This is a genomic window from Chryseobacterium geocarposphaerae (assembly GCF_002797535.1).
GTDB classification, from domain to species: domain Bacteria; phylum Bacteroidota; class Bacteroidia; order Flavobacteriales; family Weeksellaceae; genus Chryseobacterium; species Chryseobacterium geocarposphaerae.
This window is the reverse complement of sequence record NZ_PGFD01000001.1, coordinates 379460-400039: the sequence shown is the minus strand read 5'-3', so window position 1 is coordinate 400039 and position 20580 is coordinate 379460. Positions and strand designations below refer to the sequence as shown.

General features: G+C 36.2%; 18 protein-coding genes. 4 read left to right on the top strand and 14 right to left on the bottom strand.

All coding sequences use genetic code 11. The features are described from left to right. Positions 1–7: 7 nt before the first annotated feature. From CLV73_RS01815 to CLV73_RS01780, 8 genes are all read right to left on the bottom strand, one after another. Entirely contained in the window at positions 8–3493 is a 3486-nt protein-coding gene (locus CLV73_RS01815; protein WP_157798696.1) for a hypothetical protein, read from the bottom strand. A 9-nt stretch (positions 3494–3502) separates the two neighbouring features. Beyond that, positions 3503–3946: a T9SS type A sorting domain-containing protein gene (locus CLV73_RS19060; protein ID WP_228424328.1), complete on the bottom strand. Its 444-nt coding sequence runs from the start codon at positions 3944–3946 to the stop codon at positions 3503–3505. A 511-nt stretch (positions 3947–4457) separates the two neighbouring features. After that, complete coding sequence (locus CLV73_RS19055) at positions 4458–5081, bottom strand: hypothetical protein (RefSeq protein ID WP_228424151.1); 624 nt, start codon at positions 5079–5081, stop codon at positions 4458–4460. Positions 5082–5736: 655 nt separating this feature from the next. Beyond that, positions 5737–5922 carry a hypothetical protein gene (locus CLV73_RS01805; protein ID WP_100375190.1) on the bottom strand — a complete coding sequence of 62 codons (186 nt, stop codon included), beginning with the start codon at positions 5920–5922 and terminating at the stop codon, positions 5737–5739. A 42-nt stretch (positions 5923–5964) separates the two neighbouring features. After that, positions 5965–8667: a DNA ligase D gene (gene ligD / locus CLV73_RS01800; protein ID WP_100375189.1), complete on the bottom strand. Its 2703-nt coding sequence runs from the start codon at positions 8665–8667 to the stop codon at positions 5965–5967. Positions 8668–9075: 408 nt separating this feature from the next. After that, positions 9076–9672: a Crp/Fnr family transcriptional regulator gene (locus CLV73_RS01795; RefSeq protein ID WP_100375188.1), complete on the bottom strand. Its 597-nt coding sequence runs from the start codon at positions 9670–9672 to the stop codon at positions 9076–9078. A 321-nt stretch (positions 9673–9993) separates the two neighbouring features. Continuing rightward, positions 9994–11121: a serine hydrolase domain-containing protein gene (locus tag CLV73_RS01790; RefSeq protein WP_100375187.1), complete on the bottom strand. Its 1128-nt coding sequence runs from the start codon at positions 11119–11121 to the stop codon at positions 9994–9996. Between the two features lie 503 nt (positions 11122–11624). Further along, positions 11625–12629, bottom strand: a complete 1005-nt coding sequence (locus CLV73_RS01780; protein WP_100376946.1) for an SDR family oxidoreductase — start codon at positions 12627–12629, stop codon at positions 11625–11627. Positions 12630–12943: 314 nt separating this feature from the next. Here CLV73_RS01780 and CLV73_RS18825 point away from each other — a divergent pair, with 314 nt between their 5' ends. Beyond that, positions 12944–13186 (top strand): hypothetical protein, encoded by a 243-nt coding sequence (locus CLV73_RS18825; RefSeq protein ID WP_157798695.1) that lies wholly within the window; start codon positions 12944–12946, stop codon positions 13184–13186. 118 nt (positions 13187–13304) lie between these two features. On the opposite strand, the gene CLV73_RS01775 is transcribed toward CLV73_RS18825, so the two are convergent. From CLV73_RS01775 to CLV73_RS01760, 4 genes are all read right to left on the bottom strand, one after another. After that, positions 13305–14402 (bottom strand): calcium:proton antiporter, encoded by a 1098-nt coding sequence (locus CLV73_RS01775; RefSeq protein WP_100375186.1) that lies wholly within the window; start codon positions 14400–14402, stop codon positions 13305–13307. 51 nt (positions 14403–14453) lie between these two features. Continuing rightward, positions 14454–14912, bottom strand: a complete 459-nt coding sequence (locus tag CLV73_RS01770; protein WP_100375185.1) for a MaoC family dehydratase — start codon at positions 14910–14912, stop codon at positions 14454–14456. Positions 14913–15115: 203 nt separating this feature from the next. Beyond that, the gene (locus tag CLV73_RS01765; protein WP_072960946.1) at positions 15116–15310 is read right to left on the bottom strand and encodes a cold-shock protein; all 195 of its coding nucleotides are present in this window, start codon (positions 15308–15310) and stop codon (positions 15116–15118) included. A 53-nt stretch (positions 15311–15363) separates the two neighbouring features. Then, positions 15364–16479, bottom strand: coding sequence for a DEAD/DEAH box helicase (locus CLV73_RS01760; protein WP_100375184.1), 1116 nt, complete (start codon positions 16477–16479; stop codon positions 15364–15366). A gap of 380 nt (positions 16480–16859) precedes the next feature. On the opposite strand from CLV73_RS01760, the gene CLV73_RS01755 reads away from it, so the two are divergent. Both CLV73_RS01755 and CLV73_RS01750 read left to right on the top strand, forming a co-directional pair. Further along, positions 16860–17813 carry a beta-1,6-N-acetylglucosaminyltransferase gene (locus CLV73_RS01755; protein ID WP_228424149.1) on the top strand — a complete coding sequence of 318 codons (954 nt, stop codon included), beginning with the start codon at positions 16860–16862 and terminating at the stop codon, positions 17811–17813. 115 nt (positions 17814–17928) lie between these two features. Then, on the top strand, positions 17929–18519 hold the full coding sequence (locus CLV73_RS01750; RefSeq protein WP_100375182.1) for a Crp/Fnr family transcriptional regulator: 591 nt from the start codon (positions 17929–17931) through the stop codon (positions 18517–18519). An 83-nt stretch (positions 18520–18602) separates the two neighbouring features. Here CLV73_RS01750 and CLV73_RS01745 read toward each other — a convergent pair whose 3' ends face one another. Further along, positions 18603–18797 (bottom strand): tyrosine-type recombinase/integrase, encoded by a 195-nt coding sequence (locus CLV73_RS01745; RefSeq protein ID WP_100375181.1) that lies wholly within the window; start codon positions 18795–18797, stop codon positions 18603–18605. A gap of 56 nt (positions 18798–18853) precedes the next feature. Here CLV73_RS01745 and CLV73_RS18820 point away from each other — a divergent pair, with 56 nt between their 5' ends. Continuing rightward, positions 18854–19339, top strand: a complete 486-nt coding sequence (locus CLV73_RS18820) for a hypothetical protein (protein WP_157798694.1) — start codon at positions 18854–18856, stop codon at positions 19337–19339. 393 nt (positions 19340–19732) lie between these two features. Here CLV73_RS18820 and CLV73_RS01735 read toward each other — a convergent pair whose 3' ends face one another. Then, positions 19733–20572, bottom strand: coding sequence for a helix-turn-helix domain-containing protein (locus CLV73_RS01735; protein ID WP_100375180.1), 840 nt, complete (start codon positions 20570–20572; stop codon positions 19733–19735). Positions 20573–20580: the final 8 nt, after the last annotated feature.

The window sequence follows — 20580 nt, the reverse complement described above, 5'->3', positions numbered from 1 at the left end:
TCTGATTTTATTGTTTGTAGTGATAGGTATTTGATTTAATGACTTTCTTTACATTATCTTCTATGATATACACTTCTTTAAGCCTACCGAAAGAATCATAATTATAATATTCGGTCTGTCCATTAGGTTTCATAATACTGGTTGGCTGCTTGTAAAACGGATCGTAAGTATAAGTTGTCATCATCGAATTGACCGGGTACACTCTGACTTCATCTATATAGTTATAGGCCTGACCTATTTGAACGTTCTGACCAGCTACATCAACAATATCCTCAACATATTGCCATGGAGACCCGGCACTGGTCTTGCCCCAATATGAAATAACTACTTTGTCATAACCCAGCGATGCATCAGGAAGCTTAACACTATATTGACCAACGTGAGATTTATTTCCCGTTTTTGCATCAGTTGTATTTATATATTCTACGTCTTCTTCAAAGCTTGTGTGAAAGGGAATTGCCTTCTCTATGTTTACTGTATTATAAATGGTAAAGTTAAATTGATGTTCAATTGAACCCTGATAACCATTATATCCAATATTAACCAGTTTCACCTTGTAATTTCCTGGCTTTAAAAGTTGAGAAGCAGTAGTGAAGGTATGAGAATTCCCACCTGCAGGAGTACTATCTGTAAACAACACGGAACCAGCACTATTATCGATATTCTCAAAAGATACCTGATACATCACCGACTTATCGTTAGGTATCTTTTCATAGATCCTTTCGATCATATAATTTTTCTCTTCTGTAATGACAAAGCTTCCCAATTCATATACAGTACTACCCATAGGAATGAATAAATTACTATTGATGGTCTTATCCTGGTTATTCGTACCTGCTTGAGAAACCAGATTGGAATTCTCAACCATTGCAATTGGAAGGGTCTTGTCGTATCCCCATATATATGTAATAGGAATACCATTTTCTTTCTTTAGATTGGTAGCATTGCCTTTCTGATCATAGGACATAAAGCGAACCCTGTCCTCTAATGGTAATGAAGAGTCAGCTTGAGCCTGAACGAGTTTCGGTTCAATAATGCTATTATTCACCCACTTATCATAAAGTGTACGAAGCTTCTGTATCTGTTTTCCATTGGTCGTATTAATGACCGTTTGCTCAATGATAGGGGTCAGAATGTTTTTAGTTAACATCGTCTGATAAGGCTCGGCTGTACCAAAATCATACGGATATTTATATTGTGTGAATATATCGTCACCTAGACTATTTTTTCTCACGGCTTGCTTTACCATAAGATTATGTTGATTATAGGCGTAATCAATCCTTTCCTCAACATATTTGGATTGATTGTTCTGGTCGTAAGTTCTTTTGATGGTATAATCCAAAAGGTTAGCATTCTGATAAGCTTTGGTATCATGCGCTCGTATCGATTGGATATACAACGTCAGGCAGTTATGGCAACCGAACTCAGTGAGATCTATATTTTTATTATTGGCGAGGTTCGTAAGCGTTCTTGTGATATTGAAGCCTGTCAGAAATTCTTGTTGAAAATGATTAGAATATTGAAAAATCTCTTCTGAAATTTTATTTCCTATCTGATTCTTTACCAATTTATACCCTAACTTAGGTTCGTAGTTTCCCCAGTCCTCCTGATAAGTATGAAGTTCCCTTATTAAATCTGTATAGGAAATATGATCAGGGGAGGAATAATGATATTCTGTGGAACCCATATTATTCGTAGGAGTACCATCATATTCTGTAACATCAAGATATGCAATAGGCATTCCGGGAGTTAAATCATGTGACACAATAGGATTCGAAGTTACAATGGTTTGTTTATAGTAACGCCAGCATCCACCAGTTCCTTGACAAGGAACAAAATCTCCGTTGGGATCTTCCAAATCTAACGTCCATTGCGGGTAAGTATAAAATTCCGGATCGATTATATTGAATTTTGGCTGGCTATACTGATATGATTTGATATTCGCGACATTATTGTCTTTTGAGTAATTTGTGATACTTGCCACCCTGAAACCACCTATATATCCACCGCCATTAGTGCCTCGATAAACTCCATCAGCGTATGCTCTCTCAAATTTGAATTCAGTTCTTCCGCCTGCGGGATATTTAATTTCTTTTAGCATGCAGGCTTTTGAAAAATAACCGTTATCTGCTTTCCTATCGCCCCCATACCCAGTACCATTAACGGGATTCTGATATTCTACAGGTAAAAAGTTATACGGGATAGCAGTGCCATTATAGTTAGAACCATTAAAATACCCCCAAAAATCATATGATCGTGAAGAATATGCCGGCAGCATTATACTTTGTTCATAATCAAATGTATACTTTTGACTGTTCTGAGCATCTTCTCCGTAAATATTCAACATATCCAATTTCAGCCTTTTGTCCCTGTTATTTGTATTTTCATACCCAATCGTGCCAAAGTAACTTTGCTGAAAAATAAATTTTTTCTTGATTGTATTTGGATTATTTTTAGGTAAAATTTGTACTTCTGTAAGTTTCTTTAAGTTGGGAAAGTCTTCTCTGTTGGCGTAAAGAAAATTAATAATTATATCTTCGCTCTCAATAGAGGATAAAATAACTGCATTTGTAGCTCCACCTGTTCCCCCCATACTTGTGCTGGGATCTCCCTGAGAAGGCTGAACTTGACAACCACCAACTCCGATTACAAAATCTTTTTTACTTATAAAAGTATCATTAGGCATTCCGTTCGGTGTCGTTTGCACGGAATTGTAAGAAAATTTTATTTTTTCCTGTCCATCAGGTGAGCTCATTTCTGTGAGAAACCATTCAGAGGACCCGTAACTTGAATCCTGAAACCTTTTAAACTTGTGGATAATGCCCTGGTCGTCGATTATTTGAAATTCCGTAACCACATTTCCGTTTGACTGATTTTGTTCAACCGTTTTAGTTATATTATAGGGACGATAAGGAAGCGTTATCAATGTGCTTGTTTGAGGATAATTATATCTAAAAACTCCTGAGCCTCCATTTGGTAATTTATAAAAGTATCTATCACTCATTCTATCCTCACTAGGATTAGCATTCAAGTACATCTCCATACTGTGGGGGCCCGGATAAGTCCAACAAAATGTATTATATCCCGACATAACTATAGTAGGTACGGCAGCCAAAAATTGTGCAGCATTTGCATAGATTTTATTTGTTGCTCCTTTTTCGTCTATCGCATCTAACATTGTCCTTGTAATAATTCCTCCTGCATTCAACACCCATCCCAATCCGACCTCAGAAGGAATATCATAAACTTTAATACCTGAAGCATGATATGAAATTGATATAGGTAAAGATAGTTTCCTCCCTTGTATTGTGTATATAGGAATCTCAATCTTTGGTACCCCTGTGCTATAATCTACAGGAATTTCCCCATATCTCATGAAATTCTGTACGGTTGGCGAAGGCGGGATAATGGTGGGAAGTTGGAGATTCTGATTACCTTGTTGTCCATAAAGAACCATGGACAAAAAGGTAAATAACAAAATTGTCTTTCTCATTTATGTATTTTATTTCTTAATCAATTTAGCATTCGCAGTTTTGTGGGTATCTGTTTTTATAGTAATCAGATAAGCGCCCTGTATCAAAGGCTGGGTATTGATCTTCGTTACCTTATTCTTTGTTTTCAGACTCTGAAGCTGTCTTCCTGACATATCATACATCGTAATATCTGCTTCCTTGAAATCAAAACCGATTTCTACATACGCATAATCGGATACTGGATTCGGATAGATTTTGATATACTGCTTTTCGATGAGTTGATCTACCTGCTGATCTCCCAGCTTTACAATCTTCCAGTTCTCTTTTCCTAATTCTTCTGCGCTGGTTCCTGCCAGAATAATGGAGCCGTCTCTGTTTAGCTTAATATCTGCTAATCTCTCTTCTTTTTTTCTGGATTCTCCTTTTACGTGTTTTCGCCACTGTTCGTTTCCGTTTTCATCTACATACAGCATCCAGAAGGTTTCATCATCGGCTTCTATCCTGCCTTCTGCCTGGGTATAGCCTCCGAGTAGTATTCCTTTGGTTAGGTCTTTATTTTTTTCTCTTTCATTATGTCCTAAGATGACATGCATTCCCATTAAAACATCTCTGTTTTTAAAGTTGTAGGATTTCTGCCAGATCTCTTCGCCTCTTTCGTTTAAGGAGATGAACCAAAGGTCGGTACCTTCTTCTATGCCTACGGTTTTATTGCCTGATCTCTCGGAACGGCTTTCGCCTCCGATGATAAAGCCCGAAGTGGTCATGGCCATGGTTCTTAAATGATCGTCTCCTGTTCCGCCATAGTTCTTTTCCCATTCTACTTTGCCGTCTTTATTGAGCTTAATGATCCAGTAATCGCCTTCTCCAAAGTTTTCAGTTTGTTTTGGGGCTGCAGATGGTAGGTTGTTGGTTGCAGTTTTTCCACTTCTGGAATAAACTCCGAGTAAAACTCCTCCATCTCTGGTGGGAATCATTTTTTCTACTTCATCTAAGCCTTTTCCACCTAGAATGAGCTGGGAAAGTTCTTTTCCATTTTTGTCTAATTTGATAACAAGAACGTCTTTGGAACCGTAACCCTGTGCGGAGTTCTGAACATTTCCTGCCAAAGAATCCTAAGTCGGTGGTTTGAATGACTGCCCTGGCTTCTTCATCGAAAGTGCTACCTATGGTTTTCTGCCATAATTCGTCTCCAAATTCATTGATTCTGATGAGCCAGATATCGGAGCCTCCTTTGGAGTCGTCTTTTTTGTCTAGGCCTTTGCCTGAATACGATGTCCCTGCGAGAACAAAGCCTCCGTCTTGTGTAGAAAGGGATGCGGAAAGGTAATCGTGGTTCTTGCCTGCAAAGTATTTTTCCCAGACGACTTCGCCTTGTTGGTTGAGTTTTACGAGATGGAAATCGTAGCCGTTATTTTGTTTATTGTCGGTAGAGAGTTTTTGTGATTGAATGGAACTTCCGGTAATTAAATACTGAAGATCTACGGTTGGAGTCACCTGGCTTAGAAAATCCTGAGTAGTGGATTTGATGTCTTTCTGCCATAGGACTTCCTGAGCGGATAGGCTCAGAACTGTGCATAGGGAATATGCACCCATGTAGAGTTTTCGCATGGTTATTATTTTTGTTAATTTTTCACTAAAATATGAAAACAACCAAATAATAAACAAAAATATTAGCTATTATACCATAAATTTTGAAGTAATCATAATTTTCAATATATAAAAATTACATAAAATACTAATAATTAAAAATAAATACTACTACTTATCATAAAAAATATGCTGATAAATAGTAATAAAATAAAGACGTATAATCAAAAAACAACCAATAACATAGTTTTAGTCAACCTCCAAATTTAAACCATAGCAAAGCTTTTAGCAATCATTTGATCCTTCACAACCAAACCAATGATACCAACTACCACTTAAGATAAAGATGAGGCAAATTCCGAGAAGTTCTATGTCAAATGCTCTGATAGTGCCTCAAAGGGAGAATTTTTTAGCAGCACCAGTTAATGATTCTAAGAAAAAGTGTACTACACCAGTCTGATCCGGAAACTAAAAATCGACAAGACCATTATCCTGTCGATCAACTAATAACAATAAACCGAATGAATGGATGAAAAACTATTCGTATGGTTCGGTTTCAGGCAAAAGTACAAAAATTTGTTCAAGCCATGTTTCCCTTAGCTTTGATGGTGCTGTATGGATAAATATGCCAGTTCATATATGTGGCAATATCCTTACAAACCATTAATTAATCGAATTAAGCCTCATCTTTAGTATTCTTCACAAGGCTGATACCTGTAAAAAAGAAGATCAATCCCAGCACGCCTACTACCCCTAAGGTAGTATATGCAGCGCTTTTATTGATAAGTTCATATCCGGTATAAATCAAACCGACAATGCCAAGAACGGTCAGAATGGTTCCAAAAATTCTTTTAACGTTCATAATAGTTTATTTTTAGATTAATAATGCTTGAATAAGATATTGTTATTGATAGTACTTATCTACGATCTGCTTTAAGTCGATCCCTTTTCCCAATACTTGTTTAAAAATATCTCCTTCACTCAGCATCCTTTCAATGGCATTTAAAATACGGAAATCACTTATTTTTAAACCTTTCTTCACCTCATCCCAATGCAGCGGCATGGAAACCGTAGCACCGGGCTTTGGTCGGACGGAATAGGGAGCGGCAATGGTTGCATGTGGCCTATTCTGTAAAAAGTCCAGATACATTTTACCCTTTCTGTCTTTTATAGCCCGTTCAATACTGGTGAATTTAGGAAGTTCATTATGGATTAAGGTAACAATGACCCGGGCAAACTCTTTTGACTGCTCGTAGGTATATTTTCCGCCAAGCGGAATATAGATATGAAGACCAGTTGAACCACTAGTTTTGCAATAGCTCGGAACGCCCATATCATCTAAAATGCTCTTTGTGACCTGTGCAGCTTCAATAACCTGATCGAACGAATTTTTGTCCGGGTCCAGATCAATAATACAGAAAGATGGATGATCTGGCTTTTTAACCGTACTGCTCCAGGGATTCATTTCAATACAGCCCAAATTCGCCATATAGAGCAATGTAGCTTCATCCTTGCCAACAAGATAATGGCGGTCTTTTTCATCGGTATCACTATGGTAAAGATAAGTCTCTGCCCAATCAGGAGCCGTATCGGTCACGTTCTTGAAATAAAAGTTTTCTCCTTCAATGCCGTTCGGAAAACGGTTCATACTCTGCGGACGGTCTTTCAAATAAGGTAATATAAATGGAGCTGCCTGATAATAATAATTAATGAGGTCTCGTTTAGTAATGCCTTCTTTCGGCCAGAAAACCTTATCAAGATTGGTGAATTTTAATTCATGTCTGTTTACTTTTCTGACCTGGGTTTTATCTGACGGATTTAAAAGGGTTTTCCGTTCACCCTTTGCTCTTGGTTTAACCATGCTGCTTGTTTTCTTATCATCTACAACTTTTTCAGTTAGAGCTTCCTTTTCAAGAATAACTTTTTTGGCGCTTTTATCTTCCCGCATCCCGTCAAACGAAGGATGCCGCATGATCCCGTCACTGGTTAACTCCGTAAAGCTCACCTCACAGACCAGTTCCGGCTTAAGCCATGTCACGGAGGCATGTGGTGGATTTGGTCTGAAGCGTGAAGGCTTATTAATGTCAGGTTCCTCAGCGAAAGGAGCCTTATTAATAACAAGAGGTTTGAAAAGCTTCATCATCTCTTTCTGCTGCTTATCATTGAAACCGGTACCAACTTTTCCGCTATAGATTAATTTTTTCCCTTCATAAACTCCGACTAAAAGGCTACTGAACTGTTTACTTGAATCATCGTTCAACGTATATCCTCCTATCACAACCTCCTGTCTTTTATTAGCTTTAATTTTTAACCAGTCTTTGGAACGGTTATGGACATGATATATACTGTCCTTTCTTTTAGCCATGATTCCTTCAAGCCCAAGTTTCTTCGCCTCTTCTAGAAATTGTATTCCGGAAGTTTCAAAATGTTCACTGACCAGGATGCTGTTATTTTTAGGGAGGACTTCTTTTAAAATAGCTTTACGCTCAAGAAGTGTCAGATCTTTTAGATCCTGTCCCTTATACCAAAGAATATCAAAAACGTAGTAGACAAGATCGCCATCGGCTTCACTACGCCAGTTTTGGAGCGAACCAAAATTTGCCGTACCGCTTTCTCCTAAAACTACTACCTCTCCATCTAATATTGCATCTATATCCAACTCCTTTAATTTATCATATATGGGATAGAATTTTTCATTAAAGCTTTTGTCATTACGGGATTTTAATTCTACTTCGCCCTTATTCATAAAAGCAACAGCACGATAGCCATCCCACTTGACTTCATAGATCCAGTCTTCGTCATCAAAAGGTTTGTTGACCAGCGTTGCGAGCATAGGCTCAATATGGGAATAGAATCTTTGTTTTGGCGCATTTTTTAAAAGTATCTCAATATTAGTTTTCGTTTTTGAAGTAAATGCTGGAACAGCTTCCAATTGGTCATTAATGAGCTCGGATGCTTTCTTTTTGGTGGGACGTTTGTCTTTTACGGTACTGTCCTTCCTCAGGATATTCTCACCATATACGTTATCTGGCGACTTTTCCATCTGCGGAATAGTCTTTCCGGAAATCACGGACTTATCTTTGGCCGTAATATCTTTTTCACTGGCGTATTTATCATCAAGCTTCATCAGAAGCCAGCCGTTATCTCCTCTTCCGTATGCTTTAACCAGAGCAAATTCACCTTTAAGCTTTTTTCCATTGAGCTTAAATTTAAGCTTGCCGGAATAAAGCTGGTGTAACAGTTCTTTTTCCTGTTTCGGTACATCTTTTAAGTCGCCTTCGGCGGGCTCGTATGTTCCTTCGTCCCAGATGATTACTGTACCGCCCCCATATTGTCCTTTGGGAATGATCCCTTCAAAATTCCGGTAATCATAGGGGTGGTCTTCGACCATCATCGCCAGACGTTTGACGCTTGGATCCATCGATGGTCCTTTGGGAACCGCCCAGCTTTTCAGCACGCCGTCCATCTCTAAACGAAAGTCATAATGGAGATGTGAAGCATCGTGTTTCTGCACAACAAAGCGTAATTCAGTTCCATTCGGTTTTCCGCCAAATGGTTCCGGGGTTTTCTCTTCAGAACGCTTTTCGCGATATTTAGATAGGCCCATAACTGTTATATTTAAGTGTGTTAAAAGAATAGGTTATTTACCATGCCGTTCTTTCAGATATTTCAAGAACTTTTCTATCATTTAATCCTGTCACACGGATTGCGCCGGTAACAGCTTGAGAGCCCACTTCCATCTTTTTCTTTAGATACTAGATTTCGTAGTTTTCTGATCCGCTTACTTTATTTCTGTCGGATTTCCCTTTTTTGGATTTGTTATCTGCCATGATCTGTTGTTTTTAAGAATTAATATTTTGGTAATTATAAAAAAGCAAATACTAAGCCGCTTAAAAATCGATTTAAGTAGCACAAAAGTCAATGTAAAAAGGTTTTCTACAGGAACTACTTATATGAAAAACGTGAATTAAAAGAGGTATTGCCTAGGATTCGTGATCTGGATCAGAAGAAAGAATCAGTACAGAATCTTACCGCCTTCCATTTTTAGAACGTGTTCACTTTCCATTTTTTTTACGGTCCTTATTACAGTTTCCACCCGTAGGCCTGTTAAATTGGCTATCTGTTTTCTGGTCAGAGGTACTTCGTATTCATATTTTCCAGCTTTGGAGGAAGCTTCTTTATAATAGTCGATCAGGTATTTGATTTTTACGCTGGGGTCAGTTGCCGAATTATTAAAAAGCATCAGGTATTTATAAAACAGCCTGTCCGAAATGTATTTTAGCAAACTGTCCATTGCATCAGCATTATCCTTTATCAGCTGCAAAAATCTTTCTTTGGGTAATTTTAATAAACGGCAGTCCGTTCTTGCAATAACATACATGGGATAGCCTCTTCCGTTAAATAATAGCGATTCGCCGATGCTCTGTCCTTCATAAAGGATATTCAGGGTAAACTCTTTACCATCTTCATGATAATTGTTAAGTTCCACAATGCCCTTACTGATCTGTAAATAATTTCCGGGTGTGCCGTCTTTACTGCAGATGATCTCTTTAGCCTTATATTCAATAAATTCGGCGCCATATTCTAATAAAAGATTTTCCTTAATAATCATAACAAAAAATTAAAATTAAAACACAATCCACTAAAATATAGCAAGTTATAAGTTTTCAAAATGCAAATTTTGAGCCATTCAGAGCGGTGAATCATGAATATTGAACTGATCACTGGTAGTTTACCACGTGATAAATCACAAAATGGTTAGTTTTTATGAATCCCTAAATTTCGTGTTATTCATCGGGAAATTTTGTGATTGAGATCATAATTGTATTTTATTAAAAAGTTTAGAGATAGAATAATTTATCAGAACTGATCTGGTTATTAATTAAGATGAATATAGACCTAAATTAGCAATATAATTTAGAAGCAGACGACGTCAATTGCAATATTTTTTCGCTAACATTTCAAGGATCAGGTCTATTCCTTCACTTGCTGAGTCCGAAGATAAATTACTGAAAATAATCACAACAATTCCTTTATCTTTAAATATTGATACAGAGGACATAAAGCCGTTTGCATTTCCAAAATTGTTTATATAATTGTTTCCTTCCTTTCCGGTTTTGTTAAACCAACCAAAAGAAAACGTGGGAAATTCAAACAGAAGTTGTTCAAAAGTTTTTTTCTGAAATGGTATTCCTTTTCCTTCAATTCCTTTCAAATAGTTTTGAATATATGATGAATAATCAGGCAAGGTTGTATTAAGATTACCCGCTGACAACAACCAATTTAATTTTACATTCTCTTCTGTGAGTGGGACTAGTTGTTCATTATGGCCGTAAGTCTGTTGTTCATCTTGGATATTTGGACTACCAAATCTGAAATCAGTATTTAATTTTTTATTGAGATCATTGACCAATTCATGATAATTTTTATTGCTTACTTTTTCTAACATAAGTCCCGCTAAAACGTAGCCCAGGTTAGTTAAATACAAATCATCGTTATTTTTCTTTACCACTTTTTGAGTAAGTAAATATTTCGCAATATTGTATCGTTGTTCTTGATTCGTTCCCGTTACTATAACGGATTCCGGGATATATGTATCATAAGAAAACGGAGCAAGTTGGGCTTTAAAATTCAGAAGATTAATTAGTGTTAGATACCTACCATGATTTTGCTTTGTCTTCAATTCCGGAAACAGGTGAAAAAAATCAGTATTCCAGTTAATTTTTCCTTGTGATACCAGATCAGCAGCAATAAATGATGTGATTGCCTTTGTATTTGAACCCAGGTGAAACCTATTTTGTAGAGTAACCTTTACATTAGAATTAATCTTATTTGTTCCAAAAGCCTTCATATCTAAAATTGAATCAGAAGATATCACAGCGATTTCTAAAGCAGGAATTTGATATCTAATTCTGATACTGTCAATCTTATCTGAAATATTTTGTGCAGTTGTATAGCAGGATATTAAAAAGATAAAAATAGATTGAAATTTTATTTTCATTTGTTTTAAAATGTAATCTGTAATAAAGAAGATAATACTATTTAATCCTGTTTTTATCATGAATCATGTTTATTAAAATTAAAGGTTTATTGACAATATTAATTATACTTTATAGCCTTATCAACCTCAACAGGATTATTACATTTTCCTATAATTGCCTGCATATTTTTTAGCTGTTTATTCAGTTTTTGGGTATTGTTGATTTAAAGAATCGATAATTAATAGATTTCTTTCATAAAATTTGGTTTCATTTTTATTGGTATTCAATGTGTTTGTGAGCCTGGAAAAAGACTTCCTATAACAGGCAAAATAATATGATTGCTTTCATAATTATTTGTCTATGAAGGTTTCAAATTCAAATATAATTATTTATATAATGGAGAATAAGGAAAAAATATATTGACACGTACAAAATTACCCATCGTCAATTTTTTGTTCACTTACCTATTTTTTTTATTAAAATAAGTGCGCTTTAGCTTGTAAAGCGCACTTATTATTTTTTTGAATTCCTGTAAAAGGATAATTTTTCCGACAAGAATCTTTTTCTATTTGTAGTCAAAACATTACGGTTGTCCTTTGCCTCCAGTTGCTCCGTAGATCTGTCCTGTTGCAAAACTGGCATTATCAGCGGCTAACTGAACAAAAATAGAAGCTAGCTCTACAGGCTGTCCCGGTCTTCCGAGAGGGGTATCGCCACCAAATTTTTCCAGGTTTTCCTGTGTCTGGCCTCCGCTTACCTGAAGGGGTGTCCAGACAGGTCCGGGCGCAACACCATTGACTCTTATGCCCTTCGGTCCCAGCTGCTTGGCAAGAGATTTTACATAGTTGGTCGTTGCTGCTTTGGTTTGTGCATAATCATAAAGATCAGCAGAAGGATCATAAGCCTGGATGGATGACAGCCCAATAATAGATGAGCCAGGCTTCATATGAGGTAGAGCAGCCTTTGTGATCCAAAAAGGTGCATAGATATTTGTTTTCATAGTCCAGTCAAAATCATCGGAACTAAGATCGAGTATAGATTCATTGGCTTTCTGATGTCCTGCATTATTGATCAGAATATCCAGACCTCCGAGTTGCTGCACAGCTTGGCTAACCAATTGTTTGCAGAAGGCTTCGCTACGAATATCTCCTGGAATGGCTATACCTTTACGGCCTTCCTTTTTGATAAGTTCGATCACCTGCTTAGCATCTTCCTCTTCAGCAGGTAGGTAATTAATGGCTACATCTGCTCCTTCTCTTGCATAAGCAATGGCAGCAGCCCGACCAATACCGGAATCACCGCCAGTAATCAATGCTTTTCTTCCTTCTAATCTTCCCGAACCTACATAGCTCTTCTCTCCATGGTCCGGCACCGGTGTCATTTTGCCTGCCAAACCAGGAAAAGGTTGCGATTGCTTATTAAAAGGCGGTTTGGGATATTTGTTTCGCGGGTCAGTAAGCTCCTTTGCATTCGCTTTATTTGTATTGCTGTTCTGTGACTGCGCTAAAGCGCCTGGAGCAACCGCTGCTATGGCAACGGTTGCAGCTATCTTTCCAATAGCATCTCTCCTTGTTATTTTATTTTCCATATCAATATGATTATTTGGCGTTTTAGAATTCTGTAATTTGTAAAATGGGTGCTTATGTAAAATTAATAGACTACTCAACAAAGGTTTTATGATACAAATCATAATTCAATTGCTCTCCTAAGGACTGGTTTTAAGCAAAAAATGCTTTCGGTAGATCCTGATATTATATTTGCGATATGAACGATGTTATATTGTTTTGGAATGCTTTCCTGATTATATTAGCAATGATAAGTTTTATTATTATTTCTAAAAACATCGGAAAATAAAAAGTGACAGCATGAACAATAGTAACGCCGTCACTTAATGATTTATTTATGGATAGCCTCTCCGACCAGTGGCTATTTTCACTCACAAGGGTATATTTTTTTCTTATTAATTTATCTTTTGGTTACGGTGGTACCACTTCTGCATATCTGAATTTATTGTTTTCGGATTCCCGATTTTCGACAGCTACAGTTGTTGACAATGGTGCAGGGCTAAGCTTCTGTTACAATCAACAAGCGCTATTATTGACCGCTACTCTCATTCTCGAAAATTTCATGGAGCTTACGCTGTAGCATTTTGTAAGATACAACAATAAATGTGAAATGGTTTTAACTTTCTTAAAAGTAATCAAATCATTACTTATAAGTTTTAGAAAATGTAGTAACAACTCTTCTTGAAAACTCAAATGAATTAAGGCACTATGGATATAAAAAGATAAATCAAAAAAATTCCAACCAAAACACTCCCCTGCATAATATTAGTCTTACCTGTTGCAAGTGACACCGTAATGATAAACAAAGAAAGTCCTAAAAGCACAGTTGACTTAATATCTATGCCCAGTGTCATTCGTATTCCGAAAATAACAGATATGATAGCAATCGCAGGAATACTTAAACCGATACTTGCCAATGCAGAACCAAATGCAAGGTTTAAAGACGTCTGTATCTGATCGTTCTTTGCCGCTCTGAAAGCAGCAAGCCCTTCCGGAAGAAGAACAATTCCGGCAATAATAACTCCGACTATCGATTTTGGTGCTCCGAATGATAAAACAATATGTTCAACATCTTTGGACAGAAGTTTTGCCATCAGTACAACTATTCCCAGACATAAAACTAACATAAAGCAACTGACAAGCATTTTTTTTCGGGAAAGTTGCCTATTGCTGTCTTGTTCCTTTTGATCTGTCAGCAGTTTGTTTTGTGGTGATATGAAAAAGCTTCGGTGTCTCATGGTTTGCACCATGGTAAATCCAAGGTAAAGTGCCAGTGAAACCAAAGCAATAAAAAGCAATTGGGAAGAAGTATATTCGCCACCTGTATGGCTTACCGTATAATTCGGCAAGATGAGAACAAAAACCACTACCGCAGTCAGCGTTATTAAGGCCGTGCTTACCCCTTGTAAAATAAAAGTCTGCTCCCTATATCTCAATGATCCTATGACAATACAAATACCGATGATCCCCGTAAGGATAATCATCACTGCAGCAAAAACAGTATCTCTTGCGAGCGTAACGGTTTCAAGACCTTCTACACCCATCATAATAGAAATTATCAGTCCCACTTCTATAACCGTAATTGCAAATGCAAGAAGCAAGGTTCCGAAAGGTTCGCCTACTTTATGGGCTATGACTTCGGAATGGTAAACTGCTGCGAGAACAGTTCCCAAAAGTAATACACTAAGGACCAGAGAATAATACCCTGAAGAAAACGTTGCATTAGCAAAATAAAATATCCATGCCAGAAACGGGATTAGTATTGTCCAACCAGAAAGATATTTTTTTTTGATCATCTGCTTATATCTTAATTTTAGTCATTGTTACATTAATCTTTCTCCTTAATGTTACGAAAATCGGTACAGAAAGACCACATCTCCTGTATAGGCAGGTTTAGCCTGATCTTTAATATTCAGCCTAGCTCCTACCATAACTTTTACAGTACCTTTAATATTGTTTACGGTTTTAATAGTTGCCTCAAGACTTACTTCATCATTAACTTTCACGGGCTGACCAAACCTGAGGTTTTCTATTCCGTAATTGATTTCCATACTGATATTTCTCACCTCTGCAATCTGCTTCCAGAGATAAGGAATCAGCGAAAGTGTTAAATAGCCATGAGCAATTGTAGAATGATAGGGACTTTCTTCTGCTGCTTTCTTCTCATCGGTATGAATCCATTGATGATCCAAAGTGGCATCTGCAAAAAGGTTAATTTGGTTCTGATCGATCCTATGCCAAGATGACGCTCCGACCATAGTTCCTTCCAGCAATTTATATTCGTCAAAATTGTTGATAATAATCATTTTATACAAAAAAATAAGAGATTAAAAGCATTGTATCATTACATCATTTAAAAACCTCTCGCTAAATTGCAAGAGGTTGGATGAACATGAAAAAACGGATGTAGTTATATCCATATTTCATTCAAACATATATTAAAAACAGTCTAATCTACTAAAGATGAGAAAAAATGTTTTAACTTTTGTAAGCAAGAAATCGTTTCACCTTATGCTAATTTCACATTGACAGCATTTAAACCTCTGTCGCCTTGCTGAATATTAAAATTCACTTTATCATTTTCACGAATTGATCCTGAAACCAACCCTGAAGAATGTACAAATATGTCCTTACTCCCATCTGCAGGAGAAATAAATCCGAAGCCTTTTGCTTCATTGAAAAACTTTACTGTGCCTTGTTGCATTGTAATTATTATTAAAATTGTATGTATAATCTGTAAACTTTACAGCTTTATTTTTAAAATGTACCGACAGGCATCGTAAAACCTATCAGACTCTGGATGTTTTTTAAATCCATGTGTTCATCTGCCGTACAAAATGATATTAAAGAACCGTCACTTCCTAACCTTCGTATCCTCTCAATCCTTTGTATATACGTTTGAGGAATAGCAGGAAGATCAAAGTTGATGATATGAAATATCTTATCCAGATCGATTCCCTTTGCTGCGATATCTGTAGTGACTAAAGCCTGAATTTTTCCGCTTTTGAAATCATCCACGACATTATTCCTCACAGCTCTTGATCTGTTTCCATGAATCCATCCAATATTAACACCGGCATTTTCCAGCTGTTGTACCAGCTCATCGGCTATGTATTTGCTGCGCGTAAAAACCATAAATCCTTTCATGTTGCTTTTTCTGAGAAGATCAATCAAAAATCCTGACTTATCTCTTTTTTCAATAAAATATACACACTGGGAAATACTTTCTATTGAAGCCAAGCTTGCATCTATTAAAATCTCTACTGGATTTCTGAGAAAAGAAGAAACAGATTTTTTTAGATAATCTGAAGCTTCTGTACAAAAGATTAAAGCTTGTATATGATTAGGAATTAGTTTCTGAATATTTTTTATTCTGTTGATTGATGTTTTCTCAATCATTTTATCTGCATCATATAAAACCAGAATTTCTAACTTGGAAAAATTCAGAGGTCTTCTTTCGGCAATCTCTAAAAGCCCTTCAGGAGTTGCGATCAGTATATCCATTCTCTTTCTGAAAGCAGCAAGCTGATTCTCAGTTGACTCTCCATCATTAATTCTAAATGTTAAAAGAGAAAGATATTTACTGCACTGTTTAATCTTTTCGTCGGTCTGAGCTCCGATTTCATCTGTAGGAACAATGATCAGTACCCTGATATTAGTGTGTTCAGTAGGGTTTCTTCCCAACAATTGTAATATCGGCACCGTAAAAGCTAATTTTTTTCCACTTCCTTTGGGTGCAGAGGCCAGAACATCTTTTCTTTTTAAAACACTTGGAATTATAGCATTCTGTATCTCAGTAGGTTGGGAATATCCAGACTCTGTAATCGCTCGGATTATGGGATTAATTAATTGTAGATTCTTGAAACTTATCATAAATTTTTGCAGTTTCCGATCTTTTTTCCGGCAGGTGCATTTTTAATGAATTATTTGTATTGGTAAGAATTAATACTAATTCCATATGCTTTCATTACTTTAAACTTTTTCTTTATTGAAAGCTAAAAAATAAAAAGCCTTCCTTAAAGAAATCAGTTGACAATCGGGAATCTGAAAAAGCAAACTGAATGATAAAAATCTGATTTAAATTATTGCAGAGTAGCAGAGGCAGGAACCTTTTTTATTGATACTTTGCAAATGTATAATAAAACAACCCAATAACAATACAATATAATTAGTTGATTATCAAAAATATATTCGTAGCTTACGCACATAATCTAATTGTTTGCAAAGTGCGGATGATTTTAAAATTCCAGCCTATGCAAACTTTAGCATCCCAAATCCAACCCTTTACAAGAAAGTCAGACAGTCCACCATCTTCTCAGATCCGAATTGCTTATTTTATCATGATCCATCATAAACCCGATATTTTTAAGGCAATGTTTGAGAAAATCTATACCCGTGATCAGTTTTATCTGATTCATATAGACAGAAAAGCTAAAGAAGAGTTTACTGAGGAAATTCAACAATACCTCATCCATTTTCCCAATGTCTATATTCTTGAGAGCATGAATATTGTGGCAGGAGGATTCAGTATCATTCAGGCAGAGCTCAATGCTATGGAATATTTACTCAATGTAACCGCAGAATGGGATTATTTCATCAACTTAAGTGGCGAAGATTATCCGCTAAAGTCGCAGAATATTATTCGTCAGTTTCTTACAGCTAATAACGGCAGGAATTATTTGTTCTATTACGACCAAAAATTTTACAGACCTGATACACTTAGGAGAATACATAATCATTTTACCGAACTAAGCCATAAAATATCGTCATTAATTTATAAAAGAACATTTATGGAAGGGGTAACACCTTACATCGGAGGCAAATGGTTTATTTTCACAAGAGAAACCTGTTCTTTTTTGACCAACAATAAACGGGTAATGGACTTCGAAGACTATTACCTGCATACACTCTTACCGGCAGAATCCTTTTTTCAGACGGTTCTTATGAATACTGATTTTAAGGATATTGTGGTAAATGATGATAAAAGAGCATCTATTGAAAAAATAATCTTTAATAAAAATTCTTACCACACTTCTTTTATTGAATCATTAAAAAAAAGCAACCAGCTTTTTATCAGAAAGATTAATAATGATACCAATAAGAGCATTTTACAATATATTGATGAAACCTATCTTTTGCCACTACCATATGTAGACGAGATAGATAGAGAAATTAAAAGAGATGACCGCAACGATAAATGGTCTTAATAAATCTTAATCTATAATGGTTTGTGCTTCCAGTCATAAAGCTATAGAAAATTTATTCTTAGCTTTAACAGCTAAAAAGCAGGGTGCTTGACCTGAATGATTAGAGCTACGACGTATGCTGATAAATGAAGACCTTCTTATGAGTTCTGGTGCTAAAATTGCAAATTATGCCAAGAATCAGTTTGTATTTCAGGAAAATACAGAAGCACTCGCCTACTTTCAGATTCTAACCGGAAGAGTAAAAATTGTTAGTCAGAAAAAGCCGGGTCGTGAGTTTATTCACCATATGTTTAATCAGGGAGATTGCTTGGGTGAATTGTTCCTGTTCTTAAAACATCAGTATTCTGTAAGTGCTATTGCAATGGAGGATTGTCGGATTTTCATCTTGCAAAAGTCGGATTTTGATCTAATGCTAAAGGATAATCCAGCTATTCTACGGGATCTTTATGAAAGTATTGCCGAAAGCTTGCACTATACCTACATGATGAGGGGACTTGCTTTAGAGAATCCCGCAGAGAAAACTATTAATTTACTTCGATATTTAAAAGTATCAAATGATTCTTCAACCAATCCGGATGAAGTATTACTTACAAGACAGGAGATCGCCTCCCTTACCGGTTTAAGAGTTGAAACTGTCATAAGAACAATCAAGCAGTTGGAAAGTGAGGGTCTTCTTGTGATTACAAAAGGTAAAATTTTTTATTAACCCGCCTCTATAGGGATTAAGCTGCCGGATTAAGCTGTGAAGCACAGAATCTCGGATCACTTCAATTAATTAGCGTCGGTTAATTAAAAAACAATTAACATTTCCGGTATCATTTCGACAGCTTCTTTCATTTTAGAATCAACAATTTTTGCATAAATCTGAGTGGTTCTTAATTTCCTGTGTACTAACCTTTTAGATACTATATGAATATCTGAACCATTTTCAAGTAGTAATACTGCATTTGGATGCCTTGTGCTGTGAAAAGTAATGTTTTGCAATCTTTACTTTATGGTAGCAATCAGGCATATAATTCTTAGCAATAAAAGCTAAACATTTGGCAAAGCATCTTCTTGATTTTCTCATTGCTACTGAAGAACAATTTAAAATCTATCCAGACAATTTGGAATTTCGTTACAGTAGCACATTATATTTAACCTCTTGTTTATTAGATCAATCGGGGTGTTCTAATATTTCTTCTCAAATTCTGAGCTATTGTAAATCTCCCATTACAGATTATAAGATGGCTATTAGTGAGCTACATACCACTAACACTGATTCTTTAAACGAATGGATAAATGGAATGTGCAATTTCCATATAGCCAATAGTAAGGATGATTTAACATTTGCATTTAATCGTGAAAGATGGCAATATTTTCCAATAGAAATTATAGCACTTCTGCAATTGCGTTCACAACAAGGCCTGCCGATTGATTTTATTAGCCATCCATTATTAAAAGATTTTCTGCCTTTTATAGCACAGAAACTTCCTGTTCCATTGGATGAACTAACTCAAAAATTGGAAAAACGGATTTTGGAATAATCGAAGTCATATACAGCTCCGTTCGTTCTGGGATATGAGTCATCTCTATAAACTTCACGTTTTCCTGATAGCCGTATTGCAAGCCTGTTGGCACAATGGCAATACGTAAACCTTCTTCTACCAATTTATAAATGGTTAGGGTATTGATAGTTTTTGGGGTTAAATCCATGGTCTTCACAGATACTTATCATTAGGTGTAATAAAAGGTACTGTCATCGCTCGAGAAAAAGATAAAGGTTCGTTGCCCAGTTTTTTCACCGCTTTAAAACTGGCCTTTTTCATTGGGTGGCTTTTTAGGCAGCACCAGAGAAAAAGCATCCTGATGAATCATGTATTTGGAAATACCGGCCTTAAACTGTTGTATCCGCACAAAGCCGATATCCAGCATGCCGATTAAGCCACCAATTCCATAGCTTTTTTACGGTAGTGAACGGGAGAAATGCCTTCTTTACTTTTAAAAAACCGGCTGAAAGTCTGGATATTGTCATAGCCCAGTTCGTAGGCAATTTCCTTTATCGATAAATTGGAATAATTAATCTGTTTCCTTGCATGCATCATAATTCTGTCGTGAATAATGTTCAGCGGGGCACATTGCGAAACAATGGAAAATAAATTGGATAATGTTTTGGGAGATTTATTCAGTTGAGATGCGTAAAAAGCCACATCGTGATGTTCTGTAAAATGACTTTCCACCAGATAATTAAACTCACGGATAATATCACTCTGGCTGTTTTCAAGCTTATTGAAATTATTGGATTGCCTTAAAATTCTTACGGATAAAATCAACAATCGCTTCAGCAAAGACTGAAGCATATCACGTTGTAAAATATCGACTTTCTGCATTTCTGAACAGAAAATTTCCCAAGAAATTTCAAATTCCCTTACCATGCTTTCTTCAATGGTAACGACCGGAATATTCGAAGCTCCAAAGAACAGTAAGCCCTTGCTTCCCACTTCGTTATCGTGATTGATGATGCAGAAAAAAGGCTGGTTAAATCTTATCATTCTTGCCGTTTCAAACTCAATAGAATCTATTTTATGAAATTCGGTAAGAAAAATTATTTGGTTTTTCTTAAGCTTAAATAAGGTTTTATCAACCATAATCTCCATACTCTCTCCCGTATTCCAGATAAATGTGAGATCTGTTTTATTAACATCAAAAATAACATCCGAATTGGAGGGATTCAGATCATAAATCTGTAAAACCTCGTTAGAATTATTGGTGAAAATCATACTGATTT